This window comes from Anaeromassilibacillus sp. SJQ-1, from assembly GCF_046693725.1.
Lineage (GTDB): Bacteria > Bacillota > Clostridia > Oscillospirales > Acutalibacteraceae > Anaeromassilibacillus.
In genome coordinates, this window is sequence record NZ_JBKEIV010000013.1 from 97311 (window position 1) to 117822 (window position 20512).

The window sequence follows — 20512 nt, forward strand, 5'->3', positions numbered from 1 at the left end:
CAATCCACACCCTCCGCATGGAGGGTGACGTCCAGTCCGCCTTGTGCGCCTTGAGCAATCAGATTATTTCAATCCACACCCTCCGCATGGAGGGTGACTTTCACGGTCTCGGGGGATAGTGCCTTGCCATAGTATTTCAATCCACACCCTCCGCATGGAGGGTGACGCGGGAGCGGGTCATCGGTGACCTTGTCCTTGCTATTTCAATCCACACCCTCCGCATGGAGGGTGACGCGGGAGCGGGTCATCGGTGACCTTGTCCTTGCTATTTCAATCCACACCCTCCGCATGGAGGGTGACACTCCGCTCTGCACCCGTTGTATGGATGCTCTGATATTTCAATCCACACCCTCCGCATGGAGGGTGACAAATCTTAATCCGTCAAGCCGCTGGACGACGTGATTTCAATCCACACCCTCCGCATGGAGGGTGACTGTTCTAAATCTCGGGCGAGAACTTGAATTAGAAAAATTTCAATCCACACCCTCCGCATGGAGGGTGACCTGGTGGGCCGGTCTGATGATTCCACCAGGCATTATTTCAATCCACACCCTCCGCATGGAGGGTGACGATAGCGGCCTGAGCTGCCACAGCGGACACCAGATTTCAATCCACACCCTCCGCATGGAGGGTGACAGCAAATTCGCATAATAAATCATATAGTCTCAATTCAATTTTTATTAAATTGCAACTTATATGAAATTTTTAAATTTAACTACTCATTTAAAATCTATCCTGCCTTAAATCGCAATATTCCAATATATGGTGCGAACCTCTCTAGTCTTTTTGTTCCCTTTTCGTTCGCACTCAATTATATCATAATAACTCCCTCCGCTTCATAGGTTGGTTTCGCACCTACATGTTCTACTTTTGTTTGATAATGATTTCCTAAATAGTAAAAACGTAGGCTATCCTTTTGGGGATCAATTATTTGTTCAAGTAAATACTTTACTTTGCGGCATTGCGCTGCATCTAAGATACATTCAAACACAGAATTCTGTACGCGCTGTCCATAATTGATACATTGCTTTGCAACTTTTCGCAGTCGCTTCTTTCCCGCTTCTGTCTCTGTGTTGACATCATAAGTGATCAAGACCAACATACCCATTTCCTCATTTCCATAAAAATGGTGGATATTCCTCCAGGTCTCCCCGCAGGCAACGCCCCAACAACATTGCCTGTACATAAGGAACCAAGCCCTTACTCGGCAGATTTGGAACCGATATACCTCCCCAACAACATTGCCTGTACATAAGGAACCAAGCCCCATGGAACTTTTTCTTGTAAAAAGGGATGTCGAATGAATTCCTGCTTTCTGGCTTGCCACCCGGCCAAAATCGCTTTTCGTGTTTCGTCGTTCATCCGAACAGCTCCCGTTTCCTGTTGGTAAAAGCCTTTCTCGGTAACAATCCGATTGTTAATTAGAGACAATACAAAACGGTCTGCAAAGACGCTACGCAATTCTTCCATCAGGTCTAATGCCAAGGAGGTTCTGCCAGGGCGTTCCCGGTGTAAAAAACCTATATAAGGATCTAAACCAACGGCTTCTAATGCAGAACAGCAATCGTTACATAGCAAGGTATATACAAAGGACAGTAATGCATTGACATTATCCATAGGCGGACGGCGATTTCTCCCATGAAAATAAAAGGCTTTTTTGTTTTGTAAGATTAGCTGGTCAAATACACGGAAGTACTGTTCCGCCGACACTCCTTCCAATCCACGTAATTGTTCATCACTGATGCATTCACGAATTGTAGGCAACTGACCTCCCAGCTGTCTGGACACATTTTTCAATGCAGCAACGTCTACTTGCATGGCATGATCCCTTGTGGCACGTTCCAAGACCCATCGGCTATTAAACACCTTACCAAAGATAAAGTTTCGTGCAAAACGAGTTCTGACCATCGGATCATCGGATGCCCGCACTTGTTGCAAACGCAAAAGAACATTCCCTTGTGATCTTCCACAGGCAGCCGCTAAAAAGCGTCCGTGAGGTGTCAAAAAAGCTAGACGGATACCATGTTCTGCACACGCCCCCATCAGTGCAGGACTCGCCCCTTTATAACCAAAATATAATATTTGCTCCAATGTATGTAATGGTATCCTTAGCAGAAGTTCCTCTTCCCGATAAACCATCACATTTTGCCCTTCAAGTGCCAAATAGGTATCTGGCGACGTTACATACAGGGTATTTAGTAGTTTTCTCACGATTCTTCCCCCAATAGATTGGATTCTATATAGCTCTTAACAGAGAGCCTTCCACATAGTTTGGGGAGACAGAGTTCTTTCAGAGAGCAGGCATTGCAGCTTTTGGACGGTCTCACTTTTGGTGTATAACGACGCTCTAAATAGCTATGCATTTCTTTTAGCATGATTTTCACCTGGTTTCGAAGTTCTTCTGTGAACACGACCTCTTCCCTGTGGCGACTTTCTCCATAAAATAAGAATCCTTTGGGAATGTCACAGGATAGCATTTCCTCCAAGCACATCCCTTGGCAACAAAGTTGCAAACGATCCGCATCAGATTTCTTAGGGCTTCCTCTCTTATATTCCACCGGAACAGGGAGCCACGTACCTTTATGATGGAACAAAAGGACTCCCTCCGGCGCTTGATGGAACTCCACTACATCACAAGTCCCGCTGACCCCCAAAGAAGATGAGTGAACTGCTAATCCACGAACCAGCAATTGTCCTCCCCGTTTCTCCGTGATTCGCTCGTCATGAGCGCGCTCGTGTAAAATCTCTCCTTCGACGGTCCGAAGATTCTCTGCCCACTGTTGTTCTATGTGGATCAATGCCCATTGCCGGCGGCAAAAACAAAAATGTTGGATGCCGGACAACTGTAAATAATCATCTTCTTCGTAAGTGCTCATATCATCCTCTGACAGCTGACATGCTCAGGAATTGCAGCTTCATCTATACATACTTCATAGTCCGCATAGCTGCGCGCCGGAACATGTTCATCCCCCTCTCCCGTTTTCCTACGTTTTACAGTCACAGCATCAAACAATTTATAGGAAGGTGCATTTCCCAGTTCTGAGTCGTGTTTGAATACAATCAATTCTCGGACCGCCATTTTCCCACGTGCGGCAGAATGATCGTGCTCAAACATATTGATTATTGCTTCCCAAAGTAAATTGAGGTCCGCCTCGGTAAAGCCAGTGACCTTGCGAGCAAGATTGGCAGAGACGTAACCTTCCGCCCGATAAAGACCATATGGAATGATGTGTTTACGCCCCATTTCGGTTCCTTTTTTCTCTGCATCCGCCTCTGTAGTAATTGCTACGCGGGTAATCGTGACCTCCTGAGGGACAACCTGCTCAATACTTCGTGCAAAACCAATCTGTACGGGACCACGAATTTGCCCACAGTTTAAAGCCGCTTTCATAAAAGTTGTCATTACTGCGCCAAAGGTTCGAATGTCATAAAAATTTTCGCACATAAAATCACGGACACGTTCATCCAAGCGATTGTCTTTTTTCTTTGCTTCTTTGACCGTTTTTTCGTCTACGCCTAAATTGGCATATGCCTCTAAATCGCTTCGATTGAGCGGGATTCCCTCCTTAATATAGATGCGATACCCTTTTTCATTTTCCCGCACTGTCTCTACATAATTCCGAATCTTCCTCTTTAAACATACATCCGTCACCAAACCATATCCCGTTTCGGGATCAATGCGAGGCATATTTCCTGCATCTGGGTCCCCATTGGGATTCCCGTTCTCTACATCAAACAAGATAACAAACTCATAGCGATTTTTAATGATATCCGACATGCTTCATTCCTCCTCATTTATACGATCTTTTTTCTCATATCTCTTCTGTGTCTGATGGTAATATCCCAGCATAAACGCACTTTGTTCATTCAGGTTAAAATGTGTGGGCAATGTCTCTTGAATTTTATCGATCAATTCAATCAACTGCTTTTCCAAAGTAACTCCCAATCCACGCTTGTCGCGCAAAAGCACTTTCATATGACTTTGTTCCAAACGAAACAATGTCGGAAATACGGAAGCAGGCGTTGCACATGCAGATGTTAAATACCGATCCTTAATCGTTGTGTTCAAATTCGGATTGGCAGCTTGTTGGATTCCCTCCAAAACAGAAAATAACCGTCCAAGTACATAGGGAAGGTAGTCCGACTGTTCATTTAGTCTCACCCAAGATTCCTCCTTATTCATTTGTTGATCTGGTTTGATGCGAAAATCTTTATACCCACTTTTGATTAGTGTTGCTTTGAGGATGGCAGCCTGTCCCCGTGTGATTCCACATTCTGCACGAATTCGCAAAAGCACATTTTGTAGCAATGCATTTGGATAGGATGTATCGTTTAAAATTGCTTGCATCAGAGCCCCCGCCAACAATGGAGAGGCCGCTTTATCCTTTGCGTTTTTATTGACCGTTTCATACAGCAGGCTATAAGGGGAAAGACGTTCCCTTTCATCGTGGGAGGGCTTTACAATCTCCAATCTCCGGTAATGATTTTCAATATGCTGTAAAAAATCGCCAAAACAATTGCGATAGAAAAAACGGACGGATAATCGCGCTGCATTGGGAGATAACCCCAAAATATAAAAAGGCATTTTGGGATCAAGCTCCACATCATTAAGAGAATAAACTTGTCCTTTAGAAAGCAAATGCATCGCGCGTTTTAAATCATTTTCCGTAAATGTACGTTTTTGTCCATCCGCAATATCCTGAAATGCGAAGTTCTGAAAAAAGTCCTGATAGACTGGCTCCGCACACTGTGCCCAATAAACAACGGTTGTATCACCAATTTGTCGAACATGTTCGCGATCTGAAAGCAAAGCATTTAACGCCGTCGTATAGGCAAAAGCCGCCTGTTCTCCCACTGGCGCATTATAGCTTTGTGTCTTTCCATAAGACTCAAAAGCGGTGGCATTAAAAGAAACAAGTGATGCACCACTGGACTGTGCATTCTTCACGCCTTTGATAGACGGATGCAGGCGTGCAATAGGGACATATTTTCCGGTCACTAGGCAACGCCCTCTTGTTTCCGTCGCTTCTTCTCTCTGGTATTGATCCCAAGAGCGAGCGATTTCAGGTTCTTCGTGCACATACCGGCCTTGAAATCGGAATACAAGGTTTCCTCCCGAAAGAATCTCGTCCAAATCCCCTTGCAAAGCCGGATGATTTTTGGCCTCCTCTGGGTTCCAATTTGCAAAATAGGCGCAAATTGCACGGGCAGCCGGATGATCGACCGATTGCAACAGCGTTTGATGCAGCTGTGCACTCGCTCGAAAACAGTTTTGGGCCCGTTTGTCATTTCCTTTGTTGTCTACTCCCAAAAAGTAACTGGATGTATCATACAAAAAATTTGCTTTAATCCCCATCGTCCGTGTAACGGGCTTAGGCAATAGCATAATCTGCGGAACATCCACTTCTTTTTTACCACGGTAACCTTTTTCCTTTAAGCGCAGGATATCTAAAAGCGTCCCTTTCTCATCGATCAACAATGCAAACTGCACTTTTGCCGGATTCCAGCCTGCTTTAGCCATCTTTCCTTTTGCCGCCATCGCGGTATAGTAATCGTATAGCGCCTGTAAAATCATCGCACTACCTCACAGTTCGTCAGATCAAGAACGCCATAGCGCAATTCTGCGCGAAAGAACATGGGTTGGATGTTTTGTAAATCGCTATAATCTATGTCGTACAGCATATACCCCAGATCCCTTCTTTCTTCATTTTGATACCAACTTATACAGCTCCCTTCTTCATATGGACGAAAGGATACTGGAAACTCCCTACAGCCAAAATAAGGCTGATGATAGCACTGTCCACTGTTCAAGCGCCTTTTGATGATGTCTTGAAATTTTCCAGGATTGTCCCCATCACGGGCACGCTCGGTCATTGTGAAATGGGCCTCAATGACATAGTGTACATTTTTTAAAACCATTGCAGCCCGCTGCTGAATATCTTCTGCCGTATGAATATATAGTGGTTTTGAACCTCCCATCATCACCGTTCGGACATTTTGAGCGGAGATTTTCGATTTTACTTCATTGCGGCGAATATTGGCAAACCGGATTGGATTCATAACATGGATTCGATCGATATGCCATCGCAGGCCCGGATGCCAATAAATCGCCTCCAAAATGCCACGTGCAGCCGACGGAGTCATGACATCGTAAGAAACTCGTTCTACTTTCATCTCCGGTCTGGAAAAACAAGCATAATCTCCCCAGACCTCCATTTTGATTGCCATCATTTCTCTCCTTTCCTATGAATCACTGATTTTCTTTTCGAATGGTCACATCCCCTCTCATTCGGTCGTTTTTTGTCGATTAAACAAAAAATGCTTTCCCTGAATCTGCTTCTAAGGATAGTCCTGTTCCAAGATCGTATAGACGAAGGTTTGTCAAAATCGCCAGCCCGTCTGTAATCATTTCAATATCATGTGCCCAATAAAGCTCCTGGAAATGCTGTTCATAAACATGTACCATATAACGACCAGCCTTTCGCATCCATCCACGGGAACATAAACCAGACCGCAGCTGTTTTGCCAAGCGCTCCGCTCTTTGCCCTAGCGGAATAAAAATCGCTTTGGTATCCTCGTCAATCAGATGAAACTCTTCCGATACCTTAGCAAAGGGAAGCATACCGCCATCCCTTCCCTTTTCAAAAGCCTCTACAACCTTCTTTTTGTCCAGCCTGTCCCCTTTTAACATATGCAGGGCATCAAAATATGCTTGTATGGCCTCTGGAGATGCGGAATCTACAAAGTTTGGCTGGATCTCATTTTTATATATACTGACATTCGGCTGAATACGCGGCGGAACCCGCCCCTCCGGCTGATAAATATAAACGATGCTTTCTTCTAGAGGACGCTTCCCCTCCCGATTACAACGTCCAGCAGCTTGAATAATGGAATCCAAACCGGCCTCGGCACGGTAAACAGTGGGAAAGTCCACATCAACGCCTGCCTCAATCAAAGAGGTTGCCGCCACCCGGCAAGGAAGTCCTTGTTTTAGTCTTCTGCAAATCGCTCGAAGGGTCCATCGCCGCATCATAGGGGGCATCAGTGTAGAAAGATGAAATCGTCCCTCTTCTGGAAGGGACTGATAGAGTTCTGTTGCCTGTTTACGCGTATCCACAATCGCCAACACCTGTTTCTGTCTAGCCATGCGGTCCGCCAATTCAATTACAGATAATCTTCCAATATTCACAAACTCTGTTCGCCGAAAGAATGGATAGAGCTCTCGAAAATGCGGATAGATCTCCTGTATGGAGATGCCCTTAGGGAAAAGTTTTTCTAAGGAAGGCTGAGTTGCCGTACAAAGAACAGCTGTTACCCCATATTCTTGTACCAATTCCCCAATCGCCCGTACACAGGGCATCAAATAGTCCAGTGGAATCATCTGTGCTTCATCAAAAACAACCACGCTGTTTGCCAAATTATGAAGCTTACGGCATTGCGAAGATTTATTGGAGAACAACGATTCAAAAAATTGCACGTTTGTGGTCACAATGATCGGCGCGTCCCAGTTTTCGGTGGAAAGGCGAAACCGTTCGGCCGCGGGATCGATGTCTCCCCGTGGATCAAAATTGACATTTGCATGATGTTCCAGCACATTTTCGGTTCCAACAATTTTTCGAAAGACTCTTGCCGTCTGTTCAATAATACTCGTATATGGAATCACATAGATAATACGGTTTAACCCGTATTGTACGGCATGCTGAAGTGCAAAGGCCAGAGAGGAAACTGTCTTTCCGCCCCCTGTTGGAACAGTCAGACTTTTTAAACCGCGTTCCCTCTTTCCCGCCTCCAAACAGCAACGCAATATCTCCGTGCGTTTTTGATTGATGGGGTTCCCTGTTTCCTGATGGCGTAACCATGGATCTATGTAGTGTTTTAACCGTTCAAAAAGAACGGGGATTCCATCATACCCTCCGCGCTGGACTGGATTCATAAATGCCTCTGTATCCAAAAAGTCAGCATCTACCAAAGCAGAAAATAGCATACGAGTAAAAAAAGCAATTCGAAACCCATTGGGTTCTTGCGGGTGGGATACGGCATGTAATGTAATCTCCCTTTGATACTCTTGATAGGGAGCTACCTGTTTTTTCAGACGGCCTTGCCAAGTTGGCATTCCCGATGGATCACCCGGTCCTCCTCCGTCGGGGAGGCCCGTATGGTGTCCTGCCGCACACAGAGACGCTGGAAACATTTGTAAACGGTAAAGTTCTTTCGCTCCCGCTGTCGAATGGTCTCCCCCCATTCCATCCTTTAAAAGATATTCCTGAAATGCAGCAGAATATTTTCCAATGTCATGCGCTAGGCCGAGAACATATGCATAGTCCCCTGCGCCAAATCCCTCTGCAAACGATTTCGCAAGAATAGCAACCTGTTTGAGATGCTCTTCCAAAAGTTGCCACTGTCCATCTTCTCTTATATGCGCAATATACACACTTTCTCTCCTTTACTGTATGTTTAGAATTCTGATACAACAATAATATGTGTTTAGTTTACTACAGCAACATTCATTTAGATGTATTTTACAGAATATTTTCTTGTAATTTTTATTTATATATCTTTTCTACAACCATATTAAAAACATACATCTACCCACCAAAAAACGCCTACAGATCGATTCTCTCAATCTGTAGGCATCTGTGGAACACTATAAACATACTTCAAACCATTCCAAAATTCTCTATATAACGGAACTGTAACGGAACAATTTTTTATCATACTCTAATGGAAAACAAGTACAAAAACAAAACTTCTCGCCGCTGCTTTGTCAGACTGGAAAATACTTTTGTTAACGTTCATTTTCAATCTCGATTACTTTGCCATATGCAACAAATTCCGTGGGTTGCTCTTGTATTTGAAAGTAACAATCTGTTGTTGACGGCTTACAATCCTTTTCTTCCATAAGATATCCAAATAATATTTCCTGTTTCTGTTTTCTGCCTATATCCCGACATGCTGATATAGCAGCATTACAGAGAACCACTTTACAAAAAGCAGCAAAAGTGTATTCGATATGCTCCTCGCATTCTTGGTATAAAGAATCAACTTCCTCTCTTCCCAGTAGGGGGCGGTTACAGCAAACGCCGATGTGGTCACAAAACCACATAGGCGTTTGGTACTATGATTTAATTCAATATATAAAATGATACATGTATTTATATTCATGCGCGGAATATCCCGCTTTGGGAGACCGATTTATTTGAGCGCAAGGCATTCGGTGAGTTGGAGCAAATGAAAACGGGCATGATGATACCTCCACGATTCCATTATGTGTTTAAAAAGGGCAAATTGAATCTCCTCCGCCAACCCAATTTTTGAAAAAAAGAGGACGGCTGCTTTTATGGATTATTTGAAATTGATAAACGTATAACCGTATTTTAATCTGCGTGTTATCGGCTCTACGTCTGGTTCTCTGATAACTGACACTTGTAATTTCTTAACCTGGAGCAAAGTTTCCTGCTTGCATTTCGGGCAGAATAGCGGACAGTTTTTAAGTTCCGTATCCTCTCGGATTTTCAGCCTCGTTTGATTTCTATACACAGGGGTATAACAACTTCTATTTTTATCATCTCAACCCTCTCGCACATTGTTTGCTGTCCATTATCCTTGCTTACTATTCGTCTGTTTTTTGTTGTATAGCATAACTGTTGCAATAGAAACGAGTATCATCACCGTATTTGCAACAATAGTTCCTGCCCAAGTAGTTGTCATGGAAACAAAAATAGATGAAGCTGCATTGAACAGAGTATGAAATAGTACACACATAAACACATAGCTTTTTTGTGATATTCTGCAGATTGCCCAAAGAAAAATCTTAAAGCCATAACATTGAATGGAAAACATCCAAAAATTAATAAATCCTTCTCCGTGACCTGTTCCCGGTATGAAAAAAAGTGGAATATGCCATACAATCCAAATCATTCCGCAAAATACACAAGATAAAACGTAGCCAAATTTCCTATTAAGCCCTGGCTGTAAAATATACGCCCAACCGGCCTCCTCCAATCCTCCGATAAAAAGATTCCCCGGTAAGGAAAGAAAACGCGTAAAATGGAGTTAACATTTCTTTATGTCCCCAATTACTGCGTGTATTGAATAATACAATACAATCCCTGCAATAACAAACAAATAAGGATATATATTGTTTTTAGCATAATAAAACGGTTTTTAACCATTCCTGGAAATTGACTATTTTATTGTTTTTCTTGAGCACTATATAAGAAGCAATGGCTGGCGATAAAATATAGATCGCAAACGGAATATTCATACAAAATTGCGGTAGCGACTCAACCCAACTATAAACTCTATATCCAAATTGCCCAAGAACAATTAAAACACCTGACACTAAATAGGCAAAACAAAACGTTATAACCGTAAAATGTACTATAATTTTTTTATCAATCACGGTTTCCTCCCCTTACATCATTTATATAGATTCTACACTGTATATATACTATACCAAAAGATAAAAAAACAGTATTATGGATTCCAGTATAATCGTCTATCATTTATTTTCAGCAATTTGTTTATCAAGAAACCGTTCAAATTTTTTTAACACCACAAATAAATCATTATAAGTACTGTCCGGCATCTCTCGTAATGCTACAAAAATTTCATCATTTAGTTGCTGATGCAATTTTCGGTGACCCTCATAGGCTTGTTCACCCAATGGAGTTAAATATAAGGATACTTGGGCGTCAGAAATTTTGGAAACTGTTTTTTTTCACTAACCCTTTTTTTACCAAACGATAAATCAATTGCGATACGGCACCTTTTGTTTTGTGTCTATTTTCTGCAAGTTCAGTAATACTAATGCCATTACAATTACCAATTGCTTCAATTGTATGAATTTCTACTTGTGTAATCATTATATTAGTTCCATAATTTCTTTGTATTGTTTCTGTTTGCATATATTTGTATATGATTTGCTCCATTAAGCGCGATATTATTGTACAATCTCTCATTGATTATCTCCTTTTGTTTAGTATATTTATATACTAAACAGTATAGTTCCTATACATATATTTGTCAATTATTCAAAGGTTCTAAGTTAAATGGCTCAATCGAGATACTTGCAAGCACCCTATTTTTCTTAAAGTCTATAAAATTAAAATGGGCACTCACAGTAGTATGAACTATTTAGAATAAGAATTTCACAATTTTGAATGCTAATTAAGATAGATGGATTATATCTACCATTTTCTAAAGAGCCAATGGTTTAGCGAGAAACTTCAAGTATGTCTACTGAATCTTCCTGTATAATGTCATGTTCTTTTCACAACTCTTCCAATTGGTTTTTCATAGCTGACCTCCTCTCTTTAGAAAAGCTTACTTTCCATAAGACCAATAGATTTTCAAAAAGAATAAAGATAAAAAATGCAGACAAATATAACTAGAGAAACCTTAGGCAAGGATAAAATCCGTTTTGAACAGGCTGTACGAAATTGTTCATCGGCTGAGATGGGGGTATACTCTTCTTTCTCTTAACATATACTGCACATAGAAATATTTGGAGGAGGAGTCTTATGCCAGACCATGAACATATTAGAATTTCGGTAGAAGTAAATCTATTTTTTCAGAGGATCATGAAAGAACATCTCTTTTTCTTGCAGACAAATTTACAACCCGCTGCCCATAAGTATATAGAAAAAGCCAATACGTTGAAAAAACGATTTGAACAGTTACTTAACGAAACGCTACCGTGCGCAAGGGGAGTTGTATCTGAAAGCGCCATCCAATCAAATGAGTTTGTTACCCCCTATACCTTAAAGGCGGAAGACGTAAATTCGCGACTTACCGGGGCAAGTATTGACACAGGGATAACAAAGCGGGAACAAACCCTGACATGTAGCTCGCCGCATTATGATAACCAATGTTTATCAGCGTCTGTTGATAATCTAAATCACAACTCGCTCCATCTGCTGCAGGAAACGATTTCGTTTCAGAAGTATTTGTTATCTCAGTCATCAAACTGCAATATATTCATATCTCTTTATCCACAAATGTTAGACCATGATACCAGAGAAGCCGAACATTACTTGGGAATATTAAAAGGGCTTTTAAGCTGACCGGCCTCCAAAGGAAACCTTATGTGACGAGCTGAACTTTTGGAATACGATTATGGCAGAACATGCGGAATTTATTGACGGGATGTTAGATCCGACAGAAGCAGACCTCAAAAAAACTGCCGAGGCAACAGCAAAAAAATTTGAGAAGTTAGTGAATGAGTGCATATATACTGCCGAGGAGCAAATTTTACAAACCAGTTTGTATGCCACAGAAGAAATCCGATCGTTTAAGACGAAAGCAACCGAAGGACTGCTGGCATGTAGGATAAAATCCATCATTCCACCGTTGCTTGCAGACCATGTGCTAAGGGAAGCGAATCACTATTTAAGATTAATGAAAATGAATGAGTGTTGTGGCTTGCGCTAAATTGTTCTCATTGAGGAAAAGGGTATTGGCCGGCGGTAGATACATTTTAACGTTTCCTTGTTTTCAGATATTATAGAGCTGGAAGAGGTGTTCAAAATCGAGTTGTCCAGCGTCCATATAGACACCGCCAAGGCAAACGGCTCGCTGGCGAGCCATGTATCCAAGCCCCCGAAAAACAGAAAGAGCCCGGAAATCCCATAAGATCAAGCTTTTCAGTCATAAATACAAAAACAGCCTTCCAAATTGGAAGGCTGTTTTTGTATTAAAACTTGTTCTTTAATCTGGTGCGAGGGGGGGACTTGAACCCCCATGAGCTAAGCGCTCACTAGAACCTGAATCTAGCGCGTCTGCCAATTCCGCCACTCTCGCATTTATTCCATTTTTGTTCCAGTCTCTCTCGACTGCTCGGTTAGTATAGCATATTGAAAAACAAATTGTCAAGCATTCTTTGCAAAAAATTGAAGGTTTTTTGACAGGTTTGCGATAATTCGAAAAAAGGGTTGCAAATTTGTAACTTTTCGTGTATGATAAGCGCAACCACATTACAAACTTGTAACCAATTTATGAACATGAAAGGAAATAGCTATGCGATTCCCCAAAATCGTCACTGGGAAAGGAGCCGCAGAGCAGCGTATTGCGCATTATCATGGGCTGATCAAACAGCATATACAGTCTTTTAGGGCTACAGGTTATGCGTTTCTTTATATTGTCTGGCATCCAATCGATTCGCATTTTAAAGCGCTTGCGCCGCCGAATACATCGGTTCTTTTTACCGGCTACGAATTTGATAAAACAAATCTACGCTAAGACGCTAGGACGGCAGTTGGCAAGACTTTTGAAAGAACTGCATTCTATTCGCGAGGGGTTCACCATTGCGGGAAAGCGTCTCCGAGAGGCCAAGCGCCAAAGTATGGGACAGGCTTTGAAGGAATCCGTCAAAGTGACGGGAAAAGCCTTGTACGGCACAAAAAATTCGTATGTGGAATTTTAAATATTGCCGCTCCTCTGGGCGCACTGGCCTTACTAATTTTTACGGTCCAGTATTGGAACGGATTAAACTACGGCTTAGTCTTAACCTATGATGGGCAGGAAATTGCTACCATTCAAGATGAGAATATATTCGAACAGGCTACTGAAATGGTCAATCAACGTATGATCCACGATGTAGAGGGAGAAGACACACAGGTGGAGATTACACCGACTTTTAAGCTTTCTGTTGTGGATGAAAACCGTTATTCAGCTGCCAGCGCTGTTTGTGATTTGATTATTAAACAGTCGGACGGTATCATTGAAGAGGCCAGTGGACTTTATGTGGACGGCGAGTTGATTGGCGCCGTGAAAAGCAGCGCCGATTTGCGATACATTCTACAAAATATTTTGAACGATGCAAAAGGGGACGACACTCAGGCAGAAGCCGCCTTTGCGCAGAATGTAGAAACCGTCAGTGGTCTATTCCCTACCAACAGCATTATGACCACAGAGCAGATGGAGAGCCTATTGACTGGTACCGAAAAGGATGCAGTCCTTTATACCGTCAAAGCTGGCGACACTGCAACTTCAATTGCACAAACCCACAATCTGTCTTTAACAGAGCTTGCCAGTATCAACCAGCTGAGCGATATCGATGTTCTCCATGAGGGAGACCTAATTAACATTGAAATGGCTGTTCCCAAGCTCAGCGTCAATATCATGAAGGAGCAATCCTATGATGTAGAAATTCCTTACAAAACCATTACGCAAAAGGATGACGGGCAATATACAGACTATTCTAAGGTTCTTACGGAAGGTGTCAATGGGTTACAGCACTGTGTGGATAAGGTCACCTATCTCAACGGTGTGGAAGTTGGGCGTGAAAATTTGAGTACAACTGTCCTGGAAGAACCCGTGGACAAGGTCGTTGTGACAGGAACGAAAAAACGTCCAAAGACCGCAGAGCCCGGTGTCAGCACCGGCAGTATGATGTGGCCGGTTCCTTCCCTGCACACCATCACAACCGGTTTCGAATATCGATGGGGCAGCTTCCACAGCGGTATTGATATTTCTGGAAGTGGCGCCTATGGAAAGACAATCGTTGCAGCAGATGGCGGGACGGTTACAGCGGCCGGATATTCGGGAAGCTATGGCCTGCGTGTTCAGATCAATCATGGAAATGGTTTGCAGACTTTATATGGGCACTGCAGCAAACTTCTTGTCTCACCCGGGCAGAAAGTGGCGAAAGGACAGGCAATTGCACTTGTGGGAAGCACTGGTAATTCCACTGGACCACACTGCCACTTTGAAGTCTACAAAAACGGCACTCGTGTGAATCCATTTAATTATGTAAAGTAATCACTTAAGCGACATTTCATCTAAAACAGGGATGAAATGCCGCTTTTTCTTATGTTTTTATAAGCAGCCCGTATTTATCAAACAAAATTATGTAAATCTCAAAAAAACTTACATTTTTCGGTACGACGAAGATTCCCTCTTCCTCCAATTTTTATTTACATTCACAAACTTTGGCAGAATGAATCCCTTCCCTTGACTTTTAACGCGGGGTGTATTATGATCTTTAGGAGTGAAGGTGCAAGACTTGCCCTTTTTCTTTGTGATTTAAGGAGAATTTTTCTTTGAAAATTTGTAAATATTAACAGCCTGCCCTATCATTAAATCTGCTATTTCGGTAAAAGCTAGTGATGCTTTTCTTTTGTGTATAGCATTGGGCAAGGCAGCATATGGAATCTATTTTCATATGCCGTGGGATAGACGTATGTCGATTATAAGATTGGAGCGTGCCGCATTGGATAAATTTGTTATTACTGGTGGCAATCGGCTTACCGGAGAGGTAACGATCAGCGGTGCAAAGAATGCCGCGATTGCAATCATTCCTGCAGCAATTCTTTCAGACGGCGTATGCCGGATTGAAAATATACCCAATATTACGGATGTAAGTTCCATCACCCGTATTCTTTATGACATGGGCGCACAAGTTCGCACCATTGACAAAACAACGATTGAGATTGACCCCCGTAAAATTCACACTTGCGTAGCGTCCTATGAGCTCGCCAAGCATATTCGCGGATCGTATTATCTGCTCGGTGCTCTTTTGGGGCGCTTTTCTCACGCGGTCGTTACCATGCCTGGCGGTTGTGATTTTGGGGTTCGCCCGATCGACCAGCACCTGAAGGGATTTGCTGCTCTGGGCGCTTCCTACAAATTGGATGGCGGTATGGTGGATGTGCAAGCTGAACAGCTCAAGGGCAGCCATATCTATCTCGACGTGGTCTCCGTGGGCGCGACCGTCAATATTATTTTGGCGGCGGTGCGCGCGAAGGGCATGACTGTAATTGAAAATGCGGCAAAAGAGCCGCACATCGTGGATCTTGCCAATTTCTTAAATTCCATGGGCGCAGATATCCGCGGCGCTGGTACGGATGTCATCAAGATCTATGGCGTCGATCGTTTAAATGGAACCACGTATTCCATCATTCCCGATCAAATTGAGGCTGGAACCTATATGGTTGCTGCAGCAGCAACCAGTGGCGACGTTTTGATTAAAAATGTGATTCCCAAGCATTTGGAATCCATCACTGCGAAGTTGGAAGAAATGGGTGTTGAAGTCACCGAATACGACGATTCCATCCGTGTCCGCCGTGAAGGAGCTCTCAACAAGTGTAATATTAAGACGATGCCCCATCCAGGCTTTCCCACCGATATGCAGCCACAAATTGCAGTCTTGCTATCCATCGCAAACGGCACAAGTATCATCAATGAGAGTGTGTGGGACAATCGTTTCCGCTATGTGGAAGAGCTGAAACGGATGGGGGCGCAGATCTCTGTAGACGGTCGGCTGGCAGTAATCGAAGGTGTGGAGCATCTATCGGCAGCACCGGTGAAAGCAACCGATCTCCGTGCAGGGGCTGCTATGATGATCGCGGCACTCTGTGCGCAAGGGACTTCCCAAGTGGAAGACATTCAGCACATTGAACGTGGCTATGAAAATATTGAAGAGAAATTGTGCCATCTTGGTGCTGACATCAAGCGTGTTCATATGTCAGAACCTGTGATTGCACGGGCGATTTAAAAAGACCAGAGTGGCGGTCCGCTAAAGTGGACCGTCCATTTTGCTATAGAAAGGGCGGTTGGCTCTCCCCTTGGCAAGATTTTGTCCGCTTTTTAGCGGAAGCAGTGGCAATGCTTATTATATAGGGTCCTCCCATGCGGGCGTTTTAATCGATGTTGGGCGTTCTGCCAAACAAATGGTACATATGCTGGACACATGCGGGATTGACCAAAAGGCTATTCAGGCCATATTTATTACTCATGAACATTCCGATCATATCAAGGGATTGCGTGTGTTTGCATCCCGTTTTCATATTCCTGTTTATTCGTCAAGAGGGACGTTGACCGCTCTCTTGGAAATGGGTTGCTTAAAAGGAGATTTTCCCGTGGAAGAGATTACACCCAACGGGATCGAATGTGCCGGTATGCTGATTCAGCCTTTCCGAACCCCGCACGACAGCGCAGAAAGCGTTGGATACCGTGTATTTACAGCAGATGGCCGCAGTGCTGCGGTTTCCACGGACTTGGGATATATGACCGATACCGTGCGCAGCGCCCTTTGCGGCTCCGATCTAATTGCGATTGAATCCAATCACGATGTGGGTATGCTGCGCAACGGCCCCTATCCCTATCCACTTAAACGAAGAATCCTCTCCCAAACTGGCCATTTAAGCAACTTGGCTTGTGCTGATGAATTATATCATTTTGCAGAACAGGGGACCACACGATTTGTTCTAGCGCATCTCAGCGCAGAGAACAATACGCCAGAACTCGCGTATCAAACCTCCGTATGTTCACTCGCTCTCTGCGGGATGAAAGAAGGAGCCGACTATACACTCCACGTTGCTCCCCGTGAAAACAGCATGGGAAAAACCATTCTATTCTGAGGGATTTATGCTCAACATCCAACTAATTTGTATTGGAAAATTGAAAGAAGCCTATTGGCGGGAGGCCTGCGCAGAATATGCAAAACGGCTTTCTGCTTTTTGCCGGTTTTCGATTTTAGAACTGCCAGAGAGCCGTCTTCCTGAAACTCCTTCCCGCGCACAAATCGAAGCTGCTCTACAAATCGAAGCAGATAAGATTGTTTCTTCTGTTGGAAACTCGCCTTTTATTGCTCTCTGTATTGAGGGAAAAATGCTTTCCTCAGAACAGCTTGCGGAGAAAATTGGTTCCATGGCGGTCAATGGAGCCAGCCGGCTTTGCTTTGTAATCGGAAGTTCGTTCGGATTAAGCGAATCTATAAAAAATGCCGCTGTATTGCGCTTGTCCATGTCTCCGATGACTTTTCCGCATCAAATGGCTCGTGTGATGTTATGTGAACAGACCTATCGTGCATTTCAAATTTTAAACCACGGAAAGTATCACAAGTGAATGAGCAACAGTCTCGAAGAAAATACAGGTGCCTCTGTTGGTTCTCAATCGTGCATTGGGAACCAACAGAGGCTTTTTATTCATTGTGCTTTATGCCCATCCCAGCATGCGAGCTGTTCCAGCGACCAAAAAACAGACCAGCATTCCGACCACCGTTGGAACGGCAAATGAAACCGCTGTCCATTTGAAACTTTTGGTTTCTTTTGCAATCGTCATACAGGTCGTGGAACATGGCCAGTGCATTAGAGAAAACAACATCGTACATACCGCTGTCAACCAAGTCCACCCATTATCCACCAAGAGTGTATGCAACTGCGTCAAGTCGCTCATATCCGTTAGGCTTCCCGTCGCCATATAAGTCATAATGATAATTGGGACTACGATCTCATTCGCCGGAAAACCTAAAATGAACGCAAGCAGAATGACTCCGTCCAGGCCGAGTAATTGGGCAAAGGGGTCCAAAAGGCAGCACAGTGTGCAAGAAGGCTGGCATCTCCATATTGAACATTTGCTAATATCCAAATAATCAATCCAGCCGGAGCGGCTACTACCACGGCTCTTCCAAGAACAAAAAGCGTTCGATCAAATATAGAGCGGACAATCACCTTTCCGATCTGTGGCCGGCGATAAGGTGGAAGCTCCAATGTAAAGGAAGATGGAATTCCCTTTAAAATGGTCCCGGATAAAAGGCGCGACACGAAAAAAGTCATCACAATTCCCAGAACGATGACTCCCGTCAAAATCAATGTTGAAAGTATAGAACCTCCCATCCCGGCTGTCCCAATAAAGAACATTGTAATGATGGCAATCATAGTAGGGAATCTCCCATTACAGGGGACAAAGGAGTTGGTAATCATGGCGATCAACCGTTCCCGAGGAGAATCAATGATTCGGCAGCCCACTATTCCAGCAGCATTACAACCAAACCCCATACACATTGTCAATGCCTGCTTTCCACAGGCATGCGCTTTTTTGAAATATTTATCCAGATTAAACGCGACACGAGGTAGATAGCCTAGATCTTCTAAAAGTGTAAACAAAGGGAAAAAAATTGCCATCGGAGGCAACATCACAGATACAACCCATGCCAAAACACGGTAAACGCCTTCCACCAGCATACTTCGTAGCCATACCGGGGCACCTATGGCAATAAACCAATCCATTAGGCGGTCCTGAATCCAAAATAGGCCGTCTGAGAGAAGCTGAGATGGATAATTGGCGCCTGTAATTGTCAACCAGAAGATCACACCTAAAAGAAGCAACATCACGGGAAATCCCGTCCATTTGCTGGTGAGGATTCGATCGATCTTCTGATCGCGCAATTCACGTTTTGTTTTTTCATGTACCACTACACCGTCGCAAATCTCTTCCGCCTTGCGAACAATACAGGATACAATTTGATCCCGTAAATCCTCTTGTGAAATTCCCCTGTTTCGCAGGCAGTTTTTCGCCTCCTGTAATTTTTCAGCCACATCTTCTTCTGCTATCAGGTCGAACCCCAGGGCATCGTTCAATGAACGGATCAGAGCGGTATCATAGTCTAGCAAACGCAGTGAGATCCAACGCGCGTTATAATCTTCTCCACAAGCTGCTGCAACGGCAGGTTGTAAGAGGGATATAGCATCTTCAATCGGACGAATATAAGATACCGGAATCGAGGGCTTAGGGGGACAATCCAACTGTTCACAAACGGCATGCATAAGGGCGTCTAATCCTTTTCGGCTTCGGGCTGCAGCCGGAATGACTGGAACCCCGAGCCTCATTGCGATGCGTTCAAAGTCCAACCGGATTCCCTTGCGTTCCGCTTCATCCATCAGGTTGACGCAGACGACCACATTGCTGGTGATCTCTAAAGCTTGCAGTACTAGATTCAGGTTGCGTTCTAAACAGGTGGCATCGCAGACGACCACAACTGCATCCGGCTTTCCAAAACAAAGGAAATCGCGGGCGACTTCTTCCTCGGCAGAATGCGCCATCAAAGAATAACAACCGGGAATATCCACCATAATGAAGGGGCGACCCTGATATGTACAGGTTCCCTGTGCATTGGTCACGGTCTTTCCCGGCCAGTTTCCGGTATGTTGATTCATTCCCGTCAATTCGTTAAAAACGGTACTCTTCCCCACATTCGGATTTCCCGCTAAAGCGATTACTCGGTCGTTTTCACTCTGTCTTTTTACCACTAATCCCATATCTACAGCCTTTATTCCTGTAGAACCACTGGTCAAGCCCAAACTCATCACCCCATTTTAAAAATTGGCAGTACAAAGGAGGCGGGAAGCACTTCCCCGCCTCCCGGCAAGAATTCAGCCCACAAAAGGTCACCCATTGCACGCTACTAAGATATTAGAAGAATCCTCCGACCGCAGGGCAATTAATGCACCGCGAATCCGGTAAGCAACCGGGTCCCCCGCGGGACTTTTTTGCACACATTCCACTTCTGTCCCTTCAATCAAACCAATATCCTGCAATCTTCTACGCATACTCCCCCTGGACAACAGCGAGGATACACGCGCACGTTCTCCCTCTTTTAAATTCATCAGGGAATCTATGATTGAAAGCGCGCACGAAAAACGCGAAAGCGTTTCACGATAAATGCGAAAACTCACACGAGATGGAAGTCGTTCTGGTTAGATCGGGGCCAAAACCGAACCAGTAGAGGGCA

16 protein-coding genes, 1 tRNA gene, 4 pseudogenes and 1 CRISPR repeat array (1 of these 22 running past the window's edge) are annotated in these 20512 nt (G+C 43.9%); of the genes and pseudogenes, 6 read left to right on the forward strand and 15 right to left on the reverse strand.

Annotated elements, in window-relative coordinates:
- Window positions 1-636: a CRISPR direct-repeat array (repeat unit 33 nt; unit sequence ATTTCAATCCACACCCTCCGCATGGAGGGTGAC) (it extends 72 nt beyond the left edge of the window).
- Window positions 637-811: 175 nt separating this feature from the next.
- The 12 genes and pseudogenes from cas2 to ACGCCZ_RS04980 form a co-directional block, all read right to left on the reverse strand.
- Window positions 812-1102, reverse strand: a complete 291-nt coding sequence (cas2, locus tag ACGCCZ_RS04925) for a CRISPR-associated endonuclease Cas2 (protein WP_411655437.1) — start codon at window positions 1100-1102, stop codon at window positions 812-814.
- Window positions 1103-1112: 10 nt separating this feature from the next.
- Window positions 1113-2211 (reverse strand): annotated as a pseudogene (cas1c, locus tag ACGCCZ_RS04930) (type I-C CRISPR-associated endonuclease Cas1c).
- A complete protein-coding gene (cas4, locus tag ACGCCZ_RS04935; RefSeq protein WP_054324103.1) occupies window positions 2208-2876 on the reverse strand; it encodes a CRISPR-associated protein Cas4 in 669 nt (222 codons plus the stop codon). Before cas4 ends, cas1c begins: the two are co-directional and overlap by 4 nt.
- On the reverse strand, window positions 2873-3778 hold the full coding sequence (gene cas7c / locus ACGCCZ_RS04940; RefSeq protein WP_054324104.1) for a type I-C CRISPR-associated protein Cas7/Csd2: 906 nt from the start codon (window positions 3776-3778) through the stop codon (window positions 2873-2875). The genes cas4 and cas7c overlap by 4 nt, the downstream gene beginning before the upstream one ends.
- Before the next feature lie 3 nt (window positions 3779-3781).
- Window positions 3782-5575 (reverse strand): type I-C CRISPR-associated protein Cas8c/Csd1, encoded by a 1794-nt coding sequence (cas8c, locus tag ACGCCZ_RS04945; protein ID WP_411655438.1) that lies wholly within the window; start codon window positions 5573-5575, stop codon window positions 3782-3784.
- Window positions 5572-6228 carry a type I-C CRISPR-associated protein Cas5c gene (cas5c, locus tag ACGCCZ_RS04950; protein WP_054324107.1) on the reverse strand — a complete coding sequence of 219 codons (657 nt, stop codon included), beginning with the start codon at window positions 6226-6228 and terminating at the stop codon, window positions 5572-5574. The genes cas8c and cas5c overlap by 4 nt, the downstream gene beginning before the upstream one ends.
- Before the next feature lie 79 nt (window positions 6229-6307).
- Window positions 6308-8431 carry a CRISPR-associated helicase Cas3' gene (cas3, locus tag ACGCCZ_RS04955; RefSeq protein WP_411655439.1) on the reverse strand — a complete coding sequence of 708 codons (2124 nt, stop codon included), beginning with the start codon at window positions 8429-8431 and terminating at the stop codon, window positions 6308-6310.
- A gap of 911 nt (window positions 8432-9342) precedes the next feature.
- Window positions 9343-9537 carry a cysteine-rich KTR domain-containing protein gene (locus ACGCCZ_RS04960; protein WP_411655440.1) on the reverse strand — a complete coding sequence of 65 codons (195 nt, stop codon included), beginning with the start codon at window positions 9535-9537 and terminating at the stop codon, window positions 9343-9345.
- 60 nt (window positions 9538-9597) lie between these two features.
- Window positions 9598-10002 (reverse strand): CPBP family glutamic-type intramembrane protease, encoded by a 405-nt coding sequence (locus tag ACGCCZ_RS04965; RefSeq protein WP_411655441.1) that lies wholly within the window; start codon window positions 10000-10002, stop codon window positions 9598-9600.
- Window positions 10003-10144: 142 nt separating this feature from the next.
- On the reverse strand, window positions 10145-10402 hold the full coding sequence (locus ACGCCZ_RS04970; protein ID WP_411655442.1) for a hypothetical protein: 258 nt from the start codon (window positions 10400-10402) through the stop codon (window positions 10145-10147).
- 292 nt (window positions 10403-10694) lie between these two features.
- Window positions 10695-10961: a MarR family winged helix-turn-helix transcriptional regulator gene (locus tag ACGCCZ_RS04975; RefSeq protein WP_411655443.1), complete on the reverse strand. Its 267-nt coding sequence runs from the start codon at window positions 10959-10961 to the stop codon at window positions 10695-10697.
- Between the two features lie 175 nt (window positions 10962-11136).
- Window positions 11137-11260, reverse strand: a pseudogene (locus ACGCCZ_RS04980) (helix-turn-helix transcriptional regulator).
- A 262-nt stretch (window positions 11261-11522) separates the two neighbouring features.
- Here ACGCCZ_RS04980 and ACGCCZ_RS04985 point away from each other — a divergent pair.
- A pseudogene (locus tag ACGCCZ_RS04985) lies at window positions 11523-12432 on the forward strand (DUF2935 domain-containing protein).
- Window positions 12433-12714: 282 nt separating this feature from the next.
- On the opposite strand, the gene ACGCCZ_RS04990 reads toward ACGCCZ_RS04985, so the two are convergent.
- Window positions 12715-12801: transfer RNA gene (locus tag ACGCCZ_RS04990), tRNA-Leu, on the reverse strand.
- A gap of 454 nt (window positions 12802-13255) precedes the next feature.
- Here ACGCCZ_RS04990 and ACGCCZ_RS04995 point away from each other — a divergent pair.
- The 5 genes from ACGCCZ_RS04995 to rlmH all read left to right on the forward strand — a co-directional run bounded on the left by ACGCCZ_RS04995 (window position 13256) and on the right by rlmH (window position 17847).
- Window positions 13256-13423 carry a hypothetical protein gene (locus tag ACGCCZ_RS04995; protein WP_411655444.1) on the forward strand — a complete coding sequence of 56 codons (168 nt, stop codon included), beginning with the start codon at window positions 13256-13258 and terminating at the stop codon, window positions 13421-13423.
- A 146-nt stretch (window positions 13424-13569) separates the two neighbouring features.
- Entirely contained in the window at window positions 13570-14760 is a 1191-nt protein-coding gene (locus ACGCCZ_RS05000; protein WP_411655445.1) for a peptidoglycan DD-metalloendopeptidase family protein, read from the forward strand.
- A gap of 451 nt (window positions 14761-15211) precedes the next feature.
- On the forward strand, window positions 15212-16495 hold the full coding sequence (locus tag ACGCCZ_RS05005) for a UDP-N-acetylglucosamine 1-carboxyvinyltransferase (protein ID WP_054324111.1): 1284 nt from the start codon (window positions 15212-15214) through the stop codon (window positions 16493-16495).
- A gap of 70 nt (window positions 16496-16565) precedes the next feature.
- On the forward strand, window positions 16566-17360 hold the full coding sequence (locus ACGCCZ_RS05010) for an MBL fold metallo-hydrolase (RefSeq protein ID WP_054324148.1): 795 nt from the start codon (window positions 16566-16568) through the stop codon (window positions 17358-17360).
- A 7-nt stretch (window positions 17361-17367) separates the two neighbouring features.
- Window positions 17368-17847 carry a 23S rRNA (pseudouridine(1915)-N(3))-methyltransferase RlmH gene (gene rlmH, locus ACGCCZ_RS05015; protein ID WP_054324149.1) on the forward strand — a complete coding sequence of 160 codons (480 nt, stop codon included), beginning with the start codon at window positions 17368-17370 and terminating at the stop codon, window positions 17845-17847.
- A gap of 90 nt (window positions 17848-17937) precedes the next feature.
- On the opposite strand, the pseudogene feoB reads toward rlmH, so the two are convergent.
- Both feoB and ACGCCZ_RS05025 read right to left on the reverse strand, forming a co-directional pair.
- Window positions 17938-20081 (reverse strand): annotated as a pseudogene (gene feoB / locus ACGCCZ_RS05020) (ferrous iron transport protein B).
- An 87-nt stretch (window positions 20082-20168) separates the two neighbouring features.
- Window positions 20169-20387 carry a FeoA family protein gene (locus ACGCCZ_RS05025; protein ID WP_411655449.1) on the reverse strand — a complete coding sequence of 73 codons (219 nt, stop codon included), beginning with the start codon at window positions 20385-20387 and terminating at the stop codon, window positions 20169-20171.
- Window positions 20388-20512: the final 125 nt, after the last annotated feature.

Bases quoted from the DNA above. Each gene is read 5' to 3' on its own strand.
- cas5c (WP_054324107.1), bottom strand. From the start codon at position 6,228: ATGGCAATCAAAATGGAGGTCTGGGGAGATTATGCTTGTTTTTCCAGA.
- ACGCCZ_RS05000 (WP_411655445.1), top strand. From the start codon at position 13,570: ATGGTCAATCAACGTATGATCCACGATGTAGAGGGAGAAGACACACAG.
- rlmH (WP_054324149.1), top strand. From the start codon at position 17,368: ATGCTCAACATCCAACTAATTTGTATTGGAAAATTGAAAGAAGCCTAT.
- cas4 (WP_054324103.1), bottom strand. From the start codon at position 2,876: ATGAGCACTTACGAAGAAGATGATTATTTACAGTTGTCCGGCATCCAA.
- cas7c (WP_054324104.1), bottom strand. From the start codon at position 3,778: ATGTCGGATATCATTAAAAATCGCTATGAGTTTGTTATCTTGTTTGAT.
- cas2 (WP_411655437.1), bottom strand. From the start codon at position 1,102: ATGTTGGTCTTGATCACTTATGATGTCAACACAGAGACAGAAGCGGGA.
- ACGCCZ_RS05025 (WP_411655449.1), bottom strand. From the start codon at position 20,387: ATGAATTTAAAAGAGGGAGAACGTGCGCGTGTATCCTCGCTGTTGTCC.
- ACGCCZ_RS04975 (WP_411655443.1), bottom strand. From the start codon at position 10,961: ATGAGAGATTGTACAATAATATCGCGCTTAATGGAGCAAATCATATAC.
- cas8c (WP_411655438.1), bottom strand. From the start codon at position 5,575: ATGATTTTACAGGCGCTATACGATTACTATACCGCGATGGCGGCAAAA.